Source organism: Pseudomonas sp. MPR-R2A5 (assembly GCF_058793055.1).
On record NZ_JBXAFK010000057.1, the window covers coordinates 35,769 to 49,833 of the forward strand.

The window sequence follows — 14,065 nt, forward strand, 5'->3', positions numbered from 1 at the left end:
GAGGGGCTGCGGCAACATGCAGGCTTGCGCCCAATCAACCGCTCGTATGGGTTTTGCAAGTGCCTGCGTCCAGATGGCGCAAACGCGCTGAGCCATTCGCCTTCGGCCCTGTGCCCAGGCGGTATTGCAGCCGGCAAGAGTCCTCGGTATCGCCCCCCCATTTGACGGTTAACCGCCCCTGCGCACGCGCCACTCGCACAAAGGCTTTACCGCCCTGGCCGACAATGCCGACGCTGGCGCCGTCTTCATCGAATACGTCCGAACCGAACGGCAGTGGGCTGGCATCGTCGCGCAGTGCCGTGATCAAGATGGCTTGACCGCTGACGGTAGCGAACTGCAGCTTCACCACTGAACCGGCACGCGGTGCGACGTTTTGCGCAGCGGTCTTGAGTTCCACATCCACCGATAGGTCTTTGGGGTCGAGTTCCACCGCGTTCTGTCGATACGGCGTGAGGTGGGGCACCACGGCAAAGCCGCTCCGGCCGACCTGGGCGCTGTGGTTGCCATTGATCCGCGCACCCTGGGCATCAGGCGCCTGGACGACACCGATGGTGTCGCCCAGCTCCGGAGCGAAAGTCACGCCCTCTGCATGGGCAACGATACCGCCGGTCATGCCGAGCGACATCGCGCGGTAGGTGTTGCCCTGCCCGAAACCGGCGCACACCACCCCCTGGCTGGTCTGGTACTTCGCGTCAGCGCTCGTCGCCGTACTGGCACCCTGTACCCGGCTGGCCCCTATCCCGTAGGTGAACTCGTTGCGCTCACCCAGAGTGCCGCCCAGGCTCAACCGCTCGCCGTCGCCTTGGTTGCCGCGATACGCGGTGGTGGTCAAGGTCGGTGTGCGTGCGCCGCTGCCCAAGGGCAGGCTCAGGGTCAGCTCCACTTGCTGGTCGATCCGCTCACTGAGTAAGTCCTTGGTGCGCTGGGTGCTGACGGTGTAGTGCAGGCCCTTCCAACTGCCCGTGTACCCCGTGGTGAACGTCAGGTTGCCGCTTTTGCGGTTCCAATAGTTCTGCGACGAGCCGGTAAGGTATATAGATCCGTTGCCCAGGCTTTGATTGAGGCTGATGTCCATCCTGTCGCGCAAACGCGATACGTGCTCCAGGTTGCCTCCGTCTATGGCCAGGTCGCGAACCCGGGCGGCATCGGCAGCGTTCAGGAAACCTTCGGTGGAGTAGCGATAGGCGCCGAGGGCAAAGTGGGTGCCGGTCTCGGTGAAGTTCTTGCTGTAGCGCAACTGCACGCTTCGTCCGTCACGGGACCCGTGGCCCGGCAACGTTGCATTCGAATGGGTCAGGTCAATGGACAGCGCGCCAAACGGGGTATTGAACGCTGTACCCAACAAATGGGACCGGTAGTCTTCGCCCAGCACCGCGCCGGTATAGCCGGTCAGCAGGTTGCTGAGGCCATGTTGGTAAGTGGCTTGCATCAGCTTGGGTGGGTGGCGCAGGCCAATTTCATCCAACTGGCCGACACTCAGTGCGTAACGGTGATAGCCCGTACGCAGCAGGTTGGCGTTGGCGGCGAACGGAACGATGAACTCGCGTTGACGACCATCGGCCTCGGTGATCGTAACGGTCAGATCGCCACCATAGCCGGTGGGAAACAGGTCGTTGAGCACGAAGGGGCCAGGGGCGACGGAAACTTCATCCAGCAACACGCCGCGCTGGCGCACCGTGACCCGCGCATTGGTCTCGGCGATGCCACGCACGACCGGCGCAAAACCTGTCTGGGAATCCGGCAGCATTCGATCATCGCTGAACAGGCTGACCCCCCGCAGGCGCACACTGTCGAACAGATCGCCTGGCGTGTAGGTTTCTCCCATCATCAACTGTGACTGGAGCGGGCTCAGTTCCCGCTGCACATAGGTGGCACTGCTTTGGTACTTCGAAGTGGAGTCGGTGCGGTTGAAGCTGGCGTTATGACGCCAGTGCCAATCGCCCAGGTTGAGCCCGGTGTTCAGCCCCAGGTATTGGGAGTCGAGCGAGCGGCCATTCGTACGGGTCGCAAACGTGTTGGCGTTGTAGCGTACAAAGGCGGCGTCGATCCCACTGTCCCAATGTTGTGGGTCGACATAGCCCCGCGCCTTGCGCGCCAGGTAGATCTGCGGAACCTGCAGCGCCAGGCGGTTTTCGCCGGCGTCGAACTGGCTGCTGCTGCCCGGCAGGTAGGACGAAATATCATCGCAGCTGGCAAAGGTACGACGCGGTGCTCGAGCGGGTTCGGTGGGTTGATTGTGCGGCGCATCCACCTGGATTCCAAACCGCAGAAGCGCTTCGCGCTCCAGGCACATTTGTGCAGAGTCTCGGCCTTGCACCGCAACGAATGACAGGGTTTCCCGCCCGATCCACTGACCGTTCAGATAAATATCGATGCGGTAGCTTCCGGGCAGAACAACGTTGCCCTGGCTGAACTTTGAAATATCAACCTGTCGGCCTCTGACGGCATCCGGGAAGAAGGCGGGGTTGAATTCGACATTCTCGACAGCGCCTGCACCCCAGGCGTGAGCGCTGGTCAGCAGTATCAGGCCACGCGCCATGAACGGTAATCGACGACGTATCAGGGACCCGTTTCTCACCCTGACGGGCGTGTTCAAACTCATGTTTGGCATTCTCAAAAAAAGGTGCTGTCCGAATGTGGGCAAAGGGAAGCCCTGCCCTGAGCAATGGGCATCAACCGAACGTAGGTAATGAAGTGAGCTGCGTGACCCGCCAGGCGATGGCGGCTCGCGAGGCGGCGGCGTCAGGTGGTCATGTGGAGACCTTGGCGCGGTGAGAGACCGTTACTCCGAAGTCATCCAGCGTCTGAAACTCCACGGTTGCCGCGTTGCCTGGCGGCGACTTGAGGTTGGGCAGTTCAAAACGGCTGCGACCGCCGGGCATCACCATATTCGCGGTGCCTGAGGTGGAGGCCTGGTGGGTAGGGCCGTGCTGGGCCTCGAGCAGTTGGACCTGTTCGAAAGTCACGTAGTAAGGCGTGGGGTTATAGACCTCCAGGACTTGGCCTTGCTCGGTCAATTCGCGACGCCATTGCAGTTTTCCGGGGGCGGCGTCGGCGCCGTAAGGCAGGTTGGGCGGCCGGAAAAACAGCTTGATCCGAGAGCGGAAGGCGAGCTGCAACTGGTTGCTGTGTTCGGGGCCTTGCGATTGGGCGGGTACCTCGAGCACATTGAACCAAAACAGGCTTTCCTGGGCCGACGGCAAGGCCTCTCCCGTATACGCCAGGCGCATGACCTGTTGTTTGCCTGGCTCCATACGAAAAATGGGAGGGGTGGCAATAAAAGGAATGCCGGTCAGGTCCGGTGTCGAGTGCTCGTCGCCCTTGTCCAGCCAGGCCTGGATCAACACCGGTGCCTGATTCTTGCTTTCAAGCCTGACCGTCACCTCCTTGGCGTGCTGCGGGTAGACAATACGGGTGTTGTCGATGACAACACTCGCGTGTGCGGCAGTGCTGCCCGACAGCACGAAAACCAAGGCCATGAACTTGACTGACAAGTATGAAATGGAGCGCGCGTTCATCTGGGTATTCATCTGGCGGCTGGAGGGGCAAGGGGGGCCGAGTGGCGCACGCGGGCACCGAAGTCACTGACGCTGGTGAACTCGACTTCTGCCACATCGTTGGGGCGACTGCGCAGCAGCGGCAGTGCAAACAATTTGATGTCACCGGCCGGCATGAGCAGGCCATCGTTGGCATCCTTGTTTGCCGCTTTGCTGAAGCGTTTGCCGCCGCTCAGCAAGTCAACCGAGGTCAGGGAGATATGGTAGGGCGTCGGGTTGGTCGCTTGCAGCGCATAGCCCTGCTCGTGGGCCACCAGTGCCCATTGCAGTTTTGATGGGGCGCTGCTCACCGGGTAGGGCAATGCATCGGGCCGCAGGAACACGCGCACGCGGGTACGGAACGCCAGTTCGATCTGGTTGTTTTGTTCTGTATTGGCGGTGCGCGGCGGTACTTCCAGCACATTCAGCCAGTACAGGCTTTCGCGATCGGCAGGTGCTGGTTCGCCGGAGTAGCGTAGGCGCAACGCCTGTTGCTGATGCGGCTCAATGCGGAAGATCGGCGGCGAAAGGGTGAACGGCGTTTGCGTTGTGCTCGGTGTTGAGTGTGGATTGCCCGTATCCAGCCAGGATTGCACCAGCGCCGGACGGCCTCCCTTGTTCTCCAGGCGCACGACGACCTCTCGTTGTTCCGCCGGGAAGATCACGCGGGTACCGTAAATAATCACGCCGGCATGGGCTGGGGGCGCTAGCGGTGGGAGCAACCCAAATCCACAGGCTACAAATGCGAGGCAGACCATTCTTTTCATGGTGTCAGAGGTCTCTTCGGGTCAGGGGAGGACCTGCCTGACGGCTGCAGGTCCGTTGTCTACACACCTTAATCGGCGTACACGATCGTAAAGCCGACCCGAGTCTTGACCGTACCTTCAGTGGACGCGCCGCTGGCATACATTTGTGCGGCCAGTGGGATCAATGCCTGGTTGTCGGCGATTACCACGCCTTCAGATTTTTCGGTGTATACGTTCAGGGGCGAGCCATCGCGTTTAGTCACTTCAACCTGTACGTTCTTGGCATTGGTTGTGTCGGACGGGTCATCATGGCCATCGATGTTCAAACGGCCGGTCGCCACATCAATGGCGGGGCTGGTGGGATCGAATGCAACCATGGCGGTGCGACCGTTGGTGCAGCTGCCTTCGCCAGGCGCGCCAATGCGAATGGTGAAGCCTGTGAGGTTGGCGCGATCACCCGGTTTCGCCAAGCGCGCGGCAGAAACCCCGCCCAGGTTGACGTCCTTGACCACAGCCCCGGTGCCCGGTGCCGCACCCTCGACCGTGCAAGTCACATCGGTGACCAGGCCGCTGAAGTTCATAACGCCATCTGCAGCGTGCGCGCAGTGTGATACAGCAACAGTCAAGGCCAATGCGGCCGCGACAGTAGATAAAACATTTACGTTCATGACATTTCCACTGATGAATGACAGGTGTTGCCAGCCACGGGTTGAAACACAGCATGTGTTGAGTGGCGGGTGGCTGTAATTTGTATCTAAACGTGAATGACTTCTATAGGAGCGTGACGAGTTTTAGTTCGAAATTGTTCGAAAGCATGCTGTTTTAGTTAAATTTTTTTTCGGCTGTAATTTGGGTTTTTACTGTTCTATTGGGAATATTCTTTCAGTTGTTTCTGTAGGAAGTGGCGGGGCTTATTGCGTGCCTGTATTGAACCCTGTGCATGGCTGGGCTATACCGGGCTAGAAACAATGGGTGATTGTGGGTTCGATGCTGCATTTATTCATGCGGGTATCTTTATGCCGACTTCAAGTTCCAATCCATATACCGTCGTTCTGTTGGATGATCATGAGATGGTTCGGCAGGGGATCGAGTTGGGCTTGAGAAAAGAGGCCGACCTCAGCGTGATCGGCTCCTTCGGCACGGGGAAGCAATTGCTGGAGGCGCTGACCCTGCGGCCGGCGGATGTGGTGGTCATGGACTTTATTCTGGCGCCGTCGGAAATCGACGGCCTCAGTTTGATCCAGACGTTGAACCGACGTTTTCGCCAGTGCAGGCCCTTGATTGTATGTTCACACTACACGCCCGCCACTGTTTCAATGTCTTTGAAGGCGGGTTGTTGGGGGGTACTGGGCAAAACCCAGAACATGAGCGAGTTGGTTACGGCGATTCGAACGGTGGCCCAGGGGCGTATTTATCTGCACCCCTGCATGATGCCAGCGTTGCAGGGTATGCAATCACTTATTGATGTTGCCCATAAACCGTCGAACATGGAGTTTTCAACTTCGTCATGGTTGAACGCCTGCCTTACGCCAAAAGAGCAGGAAGTTCTGCGGTGTTTTCTGGATGGGATGTCTGTGAATTCAATTGCGGCAAAGTTCTCGCGCAGCGTCAGTACCATCAGTACACAAAAACAATCGGCGTATCGAAAGTTGGGCATCAAGAGCGACAGCGAACTGTTCAGGTTTACCCAGCAGTTCGGGGAGTTTGGCTGACCGTATTGAACACTCCGTTAAACCGCATCCTCCAGATAACGCAGCGCCAACCGCTCGGTCGCCTGTCGTGTCGGTAGCAGCAGATGGGGGGCCACCAGCATCATGATTTGATATATCACCACCCGTACCTCCCCTTCACGATCGAGAATCCGTTGATAGTCCAGGGAGAACAGCAGGGTCATGGTGATCTGTTCCACTAATTGCCCCAGCGCCTGGGTATCGCTGACCAATTGCCCCGCAGCCTTCAAGTGCGCAAGCAGCGATGCAAGGGTGCGCTTGAGCGCGGTGAGCAGGTTGCGAATGCCCTTGGCCAGTTTCGGCAGGCGCCCCGCCAGGTTTGACAGATCCTGGAACAAAAAACGGTAGTGAGCCATATGCTCGATGATCAAGTGCAGGAACAGCCAATAGTCCTCGGCTTCCAGTTGGGCGTCTGCCGGTGGGTCGAGCAGGGGCATCAGCTCACTCTGGAAGCGCTCGAACAGCCCGAGCACCAGTGGCTCCTTGCCATGGAAGTGGTAGTAGAGGTTGCCGGGGCTGATCCCCATTTCATTGGCCACCTCCATGGTCGACACGTTCGGTTCGCCCTTCTGGTTAAACAGCTGCAGGGCGCATTCAAGGATACGGTCGCGGGTCTTCATCCAGTCTTCTTAATGTGATCGTTGAGCTCAGCGCACGCGCACGTAAGTGCCCGGCGCCGCTTCCATCGGTGGGTAATTCTGGTTGCCCAGGGCGGTGAGGGTTTCGCGCTGTACGCCTGAGCGTTGCTGGATCCACTCCAGCCACTGCGGCCACCAACTGCCCTCGACGTGATTGGCGTCGTAGTACCAGGCCCGTGGGTCGCTGCTCAGCTTGGGGTTCTCGACATAGTTGGCCTTGGGGTTACCCGGCGGGTTGAGGATGCTCTGGATATGCCCGCTGTTGGACAGCACGAAGCGCCGGTCGCCGCCGAGCAACTGGGTGGAGCGGTACACCGCGTCCCACGGCGTGATGTGGTCGTTGATCCCGGCCACGCTGAAGCTGTCCACCGTGACCTTCTGCAAATCGATAGGCGTGCCGCATACCTCCAGGCCACCGGGGTGGCTCAGGGGGTTGTGCTTGAAGAAGTCCAGCAGGTCGCCATGCAGTGCGGCGGGCAGGCGCGTGTTGTCGTTGTTCCAATACAGGATGTCGAAGGCCGGCGGTTCCTTGCCCAACAGGTAATTATTGATCCAGTAGTTCCAGATCAGGTCGTTGGGACGCATCCAGGCGAACACCTTGGCCATGTCGCGGCCCTCGAGCACGCCTTGCTGGTAGGAACGGCGCTTGGCGGCTTCGAGGGTTTGTTCGTCGGCGAACAGGGTGGCGGGGCTGTCAATCTGGCTGTCCAGCAGGCTCACCAGGTAGCTGGCGCTGGAGATGCGCCGCAACTGGCGCTTGGCCTGCAAATGGCCTTGCAGGGCGGCAATGGTCAGGCCCCCGGCGCAGGCGCCCATCAGGTTGACTTCGCGGGCACCGGTGATGGCCCGGCAGACGTTGAGCGCTTCCTCCAGCGCCGCCACATACGTGGACAAGCCCCATTCGCGATGACGCACATCCGGGTTGCGCCAACTGACGATAAAGGTTTGCAGGCTGTTCTTCAGTGCGTATTGCACAAAGCTGTTGGCCGGGCTCAGGTCGAAAATGTAGTACTTGTTGATTTGCGGCGGCACGATCAGCAGCGGCTTGGCGTACTGTTTTTCGCTCATGGGCTTGTACTGGATCAGCTCCAGCAGCTCATTGCGAAACACCACCGAGCCTGGGGTCGTGGCCACGGTCTTGCCGACTTCGAACGCCTGCTTGGTCACCTGGCGCGGCAGGCCGTTGTTGTGCAGCAGGTCGTCGAGCAGGTTGCTCACGCCGCGCACCACGCTGTTGCCGCCGGAATTGAGCAACTCCTTGACGGCCAGCGGGTTGAGCAGGGTGTTGGAGGGGGAGACGGCGTCGTTGAGCAGCGAGAAGGCAAAGTGCGCACGGGCCCGGTCGTCGCTGCTCAGGGTGCTGTCGTCGATCCAGTGGCGGACTTCTTTCTGCCAGCTCAGATAGGCCTGCAGGCTGCGTCGGTAGAAGGGGTTGAGCGTCCAGGTCGGGTCCGTGAAGCGGCTGTCGCGCGGGTTGGGCTCATGCACGGTCTCACCCAGCAGCACGCGCCCCAACTGACCGCCCAGGGCCAGGGCGTGACGGGCGGTGTGCAGCGGGTTACGCCAACCGTGGGCGGCAACGCTGCGCAGGGTCGACAGCAAATCCCGACCGCGCAGGCCGGTGATCGCGTTTTGCGCGTTGATGAACGCGGCGGGGGTGGGCGCCGGGTTCGTCACGGGTCTTTCTCGCATGAGCCAACACTCCTTCGTCAAGCCATCAACAGGCACGCCAATTCAGAACCATAGTCGGTTCTCGGCAAGTTGCGCGGCGGTGTGGTCCTTACACCGCTGGTCGCGGGTGAATCACGGCCCGCATGCGCTCCTCCTCGAGAAATTTCATGATGATCGGTGCCACGGCTTCAGCCCGGGTGATCAGGAACAGGTGGCCGTCATCGATGATGTGCAACTGTGCGTTGGGAATGCGCCAGGCCAGCATGCGCATGTTGACCAGCGGGATCAGCGGGTCGTCGTCCCCGGCCAGCACCAGGGTCGGCTGGCGGATCTTGTGCAGCCAGTGGATGCTGGTCCAGCCCAGCCCCGCGAACAGTTGCCAGTAGTAGCCCAGCTTGCCGGCCGAGCGCACTTTGCTGGCGTGCTCGGCGGCCAGTTTCGAGTCGCGGCGGAACGAGCCGCCATAAATCATCGGCGCAATGCGCACCACGTGGGACGGTTGGATATACCGCCGGGGGCTGGCCATCAGCCACAACACTTTCGGCTTGCCCGGCACCATCACCGCACCGGCGGCGGTGGCAGCGAGGATCAGCTTCTTGCAACGCTCCGGGTAGTCATAGGCAAATTGCTGCGCCAGCGCGCCGCCCCAGGACACACCCACCACATTCACCTGGCCATAATCCAGGTAATCGAGCATGCGCGCGGTGAGCTTGGCCAGGCCAGGGAAACGATACGGCCGTTTGGGCGTGGACGAACCGCCCACCCCCGGCACATCGAAGGCAATCACTTCCAGGTCCGGGTCCAGGGCCTGGACGAACGGAAACACCAGCTCAAGGTTGGCGCCGATGCCGTTGAAGATCAGCAACGGTGTCAAGTGGGGCTTGCCCGGGCGTACCGCCGTGCGGATGGTCTGGCCATCCAGGTCGATGGTACGGAAGATGAACGGTTGCGGCATGCTCAAGCCCTGTGAAGTATTGCAGTCCGAGTGAGGTCAGTGTGGGAGGGGACTTGCCCCCGATGGCGGTGTATCAGTCACCACAGGATCAACTGGTCCACCGCTATCGGGGGCAAGCCCCCCTCCCACATTTGAACGCATTTCAATCTAGCGTTCGTGCACATAGGTGCCTGGCGCCGCCTCTGCTGCGGCGTAGGTTTTATTGCCTAATGTTGTCGGAGCCTTCTTCAGCTTGCCCGCTCTTTCCGCCTGCCACGCCTGCCAATGCAGCCACCACGAGTCAGTGTGCTTGGTCGCATTCTCCTGCCATTCAAGCGGCTTGCCCGCCAGGCTGTCGCTGGTCTGGTAGCGTGCCTTGGGGTTGCCCGGTGGGTTGAGGATGCTCTGGATATGCCCGCTGCTGGACAGCACGAACTCTACTTTGCCGCCAAACAGCTGCGCCGACTTGTAGCAGGACTGCCACGGCGTGATGTGGTCGTTGGTGCCGGCCAGGGAGTAGATGTCGGCGGTGACCTGCTTGAGGTCGATCGGTGTACCGCACACTTCCAGGGCGTTGGCGCGTACCAGTGGGTTGTTCTTGAACAATTCGATCAGATCGCCGTGGAACGCGGCGGGCAAGCGCGTGGTGTCGTTGTTCCAGAACAGGATGTCGAACACCGGCGGCTCGTTGCCCAACAGGTAGTTATTGACCCAATAGTTCCAGATCAGGTCGTTGGGGCGCATCCAGGCAAACACCTTGGCCATGTCGCGGCCTTCCAGCACACCGGCCTGGTAGGAGTGGCGCTTGGCCGCTTCCAGGGTCTGCTCGTCGACGAACAGCGCCACCTGGGTGTCCAGGGTGGTGTCCAGCACGCTCACCAGCAGGGTCAGGGCGTTGACCTTCTTCTCACCCAGCGCGGCGTAGTGGCCCAGCAGGGCGGTGCAGGTGATGCCGCCGGAGCAGGCGCCGAGCATGTTGACGTCTTTGCTGCCGGTAATCGCCGTGACCACGTCCACCGCTTCCTTGAGCGCCTCGATGTAGGTGGACAGGCCCCACTCGCGCTGGGCCTTGGTCGGGTTGCGCCAACTGACGATAAAGGTCTGCTGGCCATTGCGCAGGCAGAAGCGCGCCAGACTCTTATCCGGGCTCAGGTCGAACACATAGAATTTGTTGATCTGCGGCGGCACCACCAGCAACGGGCGCTCATGCACCTGCTCGGTGATCGGCTTGTACTGGATCAGCTCCAGTACGTCATTGCGAAACACTACCGCGCCTTCGGTGGTGCCCAGGCTCTTGCCGACTTCAAAGGCGCCCATGTTGACCTGGCTCGGCATGCCGCCGTTATGCACCATGTCCTTGGCCAGGTGGGACAGGCCATCGAGCAGGCTCTTGCCGCCGGTTTCGAAGAAGCGCTTGATTGCCGCCGGGTTGGCCGCGCTGTTGGTGGGGGCCATGGCTTCGGTCATCAGGTTGATCACGAAGTGGCCGCGACTGATGTCCTGTTCCGACAGGTTGCTGTCGCCGATCCAGTCGTGCAGTTCCTTGCGCCACGCCAGGTAGGTTTGCAGGTAGCGTTTGTACAGCGGGTTCTGGCTCCAGGCCGGGTCGTGAAAGCGACGGTCATCGTTTTCGGGTTGCAGCTGCGATTTGCCGAACATCACGTTCTTCAATTCAACGCCAAAATGGGCGACGTGCTTGACGCTGTGCAACGGCTGCTTGATGGCTTGGGTCAGCACCATCTTGGCCGAGGCCAGTAAATCCTTTTTACGTAACGCGATGATCGGGTTGAGCCCCAGGGTGTTTTCCGAGGCCTGGCGTTTCAAGTCATCGTTATTCTTGTTACTCATCTACGACGCTCCATTGTCCGAAAGACGAGTACCGGGTACCGCTGCGCACCAGTTTTCGATACACAACACAAGCCAGGTACTGCGACTCGGGTGACCGTTGATACCGCATCGTCAAATGCAGGGAACTTGCCAGTTCCATTGGTTACCCGAGTTTAATTTTTTTCGCAAGCGGGCCAATCGTTGGCCACGCGACAGGGCATTCAAGCAGATGAAATTAGAAAATGCCCTCTAAAGAGCAAGAAGCCTGGGCTAGAGCATCAGCCGTACGACCGACTGACTCGGGTCGCGGGTTTTGCCGGCTGCCTTGAGCTCGGCGAGGTAGTCAGCCCACAGTGCGTCCTGACGCACGGCCAATTGGTAGAGGTAGTCCCAGGTGAACAGTCCGCTGTCATGTCCGTCGTCGAAGGTCAATTTCAGTGCGTACTGGCCGGCCGGTTCGACCTTGCTCAAGCGCACGTTGAGCTTGCCGAATTGCAGGATGGGTTTGCCGTGGCCCTGGACCTCGGCGGAGGGCGAGTGAACCCGTAGGAATTCGGCGGGCAACCGGTAGGCCTCATCGGGCCCGTAGGTGAGGCCGAGGGTGTTGGAGGTTGTGTGCAGGTTTACAGCAGTAGGAAATTTGGACATTGATGATGATCCTGAATAAACCGGCTCAAAATGTGGGAGGAGGCTTGCCCCCGATAGCAGTGGTCAGTCAGGCATACATCTTTCTGACAGACCGCTATCGGGGGCAAGCCCCCTCCCACATGAAAGCAAAGCGATCCTGTATATGGCTTACAGGATATAACGAGACAGATCTTCGTTCTGCGCCAATTCACCCAGGTGGCTGTTGACGTAGTCGGCATCGATCTTGATCGTTTCGCCATTCTGCGCACCGGCCAGGTCACCGGCGCTGAAGGACACTTCCTCAAGCAGGCGCTCCAGCAAGGTGTGCAGGCGACGAGCACCGATATTCTCGGTCTTCTCGTTGACCTGCCAAGCGATCTCCGCCAGGCGCTTGATACCGTCCGGCAGGAACTCGATGCCCAAGCCTTCGGTTTTCAGCAGCTCACAGTACTGCTCGGTGAGCGATGCATGCGGCTCGCTGAGGATGCGCTCGAAGTCGCCTGGGGTCAGCGCCTTGAGTTCCACGCGAATCGGCAGGCGGCCTTGCAGCTCCGGCACCAGGTCGCTTGGCTTGCTCAGGTGGAATGCACCGGAGGCGATAAACAGGATGTGGTCGGTCTTGACCATGCCCAGCTTGGTGTTCACGGTGCAGCCTTCGATCAGCGGCAGCAGGTCGCGCTGTACGCCTTCACGGGACACATCGACGCCGCCGGAGTTACCGCGCTTGGCGACCTTGTCGATCTCGTCGATAAACACGATGCCATGCTGCTCGACCGCTTCCAGGGCCTTGGCCTTGAGCTCTTCCTCATTGACCAGGCGCCCGGCTTCTTCGTCGCGTACCAGCTTCAGCGCTTCTTTCACCTTGAGCTTGCGGTTTTTCTTCTTGCCCTTGCCCATGTTGGCGAACAGGTTCTGCAACTGGCTGGTCATTTCTTCCATGCCAGGCGGCGCGGAGATGTCGACGCCGGACACTTCGGCGATTTCGATCTCGATTTCCTTGTCGTTCAACTGGCCTTCGCGCAGGCGCTTGCGGAACAGCTGGCGGGTGTTGGAGTCCGAGGCCGGTGCGGCGTCTTCGTTGAAGCCCATGCGTGCCGGCGGCAACAGGGCATCGAGGATGCGTTCTTCGGCGGCGTCTTCGGCGCGCAGGCTGACCTTGGTCATTTCCTGCTCGCGCAGCAGCTTCAGGGCCGCGTCGGCCAGGTCGCGGATGATCGACTCGACATCGCGGCCTACATAGCCGACTTCGGTGAACTTGGTCGCTTCGACCTTGATGAACGGTGCATTGGCCAGTTTGGCCAGGCGCCGGGCGATTTCGGTTTTACCGACGCCGGTCGGGCCGATCATCAGGATGTTCTTCGGCGTTACTTCAACGCGCAGTTCTTCGGGCAGTTGCATGCGGCGCCAGCGGTTACGCAGCGCAATGGCAACGGCGCGCTTGGCATCGTCCTGGCCGATGATATGGCGATTGAGTTCATGGACGATTTCGCGGGGAGTCATGGACATAGTGTGTGCGGCCCTCAAGCGGGAATAAGCCTACGGCTTACTCGGCGAGGTCCTGCTCCTCAATGGTGAAGTTGTGGTTGGTGAATACGCAGATATCGCCCGCGATGCCCAGGGCGGTCTCGACGATTTCGCGGGCCGACAAGTCGGTTTTCTTCAACAGCGCGCTGGCCGCCGCCTGGGCGTAGCCACCGCCGGATCCCATGGCGATCAGGCCATGTTCAGGCTCAACCACATCGCCATTGCCGGTGATGATCAGCGACGCGTCTTTGTTCGCGACGGCCAGCATGGCCTCGAGACGGCTGAGGGAGCGGTCGGTACGCCATTCTTTGGCGAGCTCGACGGCGGCACGGACGAGGTGGCCCTGGTGTTTTTCCAGTTGGCCTTCAAAACGCTCGAACAGGGTGAAGGCGTCGGCGGTGGCACCGGCGAAACCGGCGAGCACCTGGCCGTGGTACAGGCGACGCACTTTTTTCGCGTTGCCTTTCATCACGGTATTGCCCAGGGAAACCTGGCCGTCGCCACCCATGACGACTTTGCCGTGGCGACGTACTGAAACGATGGTGGTCAAGGGGAGAGTCTCCACGCAGCGGGGCGAAAATGCCCGGATGGAAACTCATATGGGGGTGGCGGGGGGGATTTCAACCGTAGGGGTTTATGGCGGACGAGTGGCGTTTATCGGTCTGACACACTTTCGAGAACACCCAAGAACCAATGTGGGAGGGGGCTTGCCCCCGATGGCGGTGTATCAGTCACCAGATTGATTGACTGACACTCTGAAGTGCGCCCCAGAAGTTGGACACCCATCCAATTTCTGGGGCGTTTTCATGAGCAAGTACACCACGCAGTTCAA

12 protein-coding genes are annotated in these 14,065 nt (G+C 60.2%); 1 reads left to right on the forward strand and 11 read right to left on the reverse strand.

Features of this window, described 5'->3' with window-relative positions; all coding sequences use genetic code 11:
* Positions 1-34 precede the first annotated feature (34 nt).
* The 4 genes from AC1Q6I_RS29900 to AC1Q6I_RS29915 all read right to left on the reverse strand — a co-directional run bounded on the left by AC1Q6I_RS29900 (position 35) and on the right by AC1Q6I_RS29915 (position 4,950).
* Entirely contained in the window at positions 35-2,539 is a 2,505-nt protein-coding gene (locus AC1Q6I_RS29900; RefSeq protein ID WP_371858353.1) for a fimbria/pilus outer membrane usher protein, read from the reverse strand.
* Positions 2,540-2,750: 211 nt separating this feature from the next.
* Positions 2,751-3,479, reverse strand: a complete 729-nt coding sequence (locus tag AC1Q6I_RS29905; RefSeq protein ID WP_081329275.1) for a fimbrial biogenesis chaperone — start codon at positions 3,477-3,479, stop codon at positions 2,751-2,753.
* A gap of 47 nt (positions 3,480-3,526) precedes the next feature.
* Positions 3,527-4,303, reverse strand: coding sequence for a fimbrial biogenesis chaperone (locus AC1Q6I_RS29910; RefSeq protein WP_024072945.1), 777 nt, complete (start codon positions 4,301-4,303; stop codon positions 3,527-3,529).
* A gap of 68 nt (positions 4,304-4,371) precedes the next feature.
* Positions 4,372-4,950, reverse strand: a complete 579-nt coding sequence (locus tag AC1Q6I_RS29915; RefSeq protein ID WP_024072946.1) for a fimbrial protein — start codon at positions 4,948-4,950, stop codon at positions 4,372-4,374.
* Between the two features lie 348 nt (positions 4,951-5,298).
* Between AC1Q6I_RS29915 and AC1Q6I_RS29920 the strand changes: the two genes are divergently transcribed.
* Positions 5,299-5,994, forward strand: a complete 696-nt coding sequence (locus AC1Q6I_RS29920; protein WP_041161082.1) for a response regulator transcription factor — start codon at positions 5,299-5,301, stop codon at positions 5,992-5,994.
* Between the two features lie 17 nt (positions 5,995-6,011).
* Here AC1Q6I_RS29920 and AC1Q6I_RS29925 read toward each other — a convergent pair whose 3' ends face one another.
* The 7 genes from AC1Q6I_RS29925 to hslV all read right to left on the reverse strand — a co-directional run bounded on the left by AC1Q6I_RS29925 (position 6,012) and on the right by hslV (position 13,783).
* Positions 6,012-6,632, reverse strand: a complete 621-nt coding sequence (locus AC1Q6I_RS29925; protein ID WP_024072948.1) for a TetR/AcrR family transcriptional regulator — start codon at positions 6,630-6,632, stop codon at positions 6,012-6,014.
* A gap of 27 nt (positions 6,633-6,659) precedes the next feature.
* Positions 6,660-8,342 (reverse strand): class II poly(R)-hydroxyalkanoic acid synthase, encoded by a 1,683-nt coding sequence (phaC, locus tag AC1Q6I_RS29930; RefSeq protein WP_102625139.1) that lies wholly within the window; start codon positions 8,340-8,342, stop codon positions 6,660-6,662.
* Between the two features lie 88 nt (positions 8,343-8,430).
* Positions 8,431-9,276 carry a poly(3-hydroxyalkanoate) depolymerase gene (gene phaZ / locus AC1Q6I_RS29935; protein ID WP_024072950.1) on the reverse strand — a complete coding sequence of 282 codons (846 nt, stop codon included), beginning with the start codon at positions 9,274-9,276 and terminating at the stop codon, positions 8,431-8,433.
* A gap of 147 nt (positions 9,277-9,423) precedes the next feature.
* Positions 9,424-11,103: a class II poly(R)-hydroxyalkanoic acid synthase gene (phaC, locus tag AC1Q6I_RS29940; protein ID WP_102625140.1), complete on the reverse strand. Its 1,680-nt coding sequence runs from the start codon at positions 11,101-11,103 to the stop codon at positions 9,424-9,426.
* 249 nt (positions 11,104-11,352) lie between these two features.
* A complete protein-coding gene (locus AC1Q6I_RS29945) occupies positions 11,353-11,730 on the reverse strand; it encodes a gamma-butyrobetaine hydroxylase family protein (protein ID WP_024072952.1) in 378 nt (125 codons plus the stop codon).
* Between the two features lie 147 nt (positions 11,731-11,877).
* Entirely contained in the window at positions 11,878-13,215 is a 1,338-nt protein-coding gene (gene hslU / locus AC1Q6I_RS29950; RefSeq protein WP_102625141.1) for an ATP-dependent protease ATPase subunit HslU, read from the reverse strand.
* Between the two features lie 37 nt (positions 13,216-13,252).
* Positions 13,253-13,783 carry an ATP-dependent protease subunit HslV gene (hslV, locus tag AC1Q6I_RS29955; protein ID WP_010563201.1) on the reverse strand — a complete coding sequence of 177 codons (531 nt, stop codon included), beginning with the start codon at positions 13,781-13,783 and terminating at the stop codon, positions 13,253-13,255.
* Between the last annotated feature and the right edge of the window lie 282 nt (positions 13,784-14,065).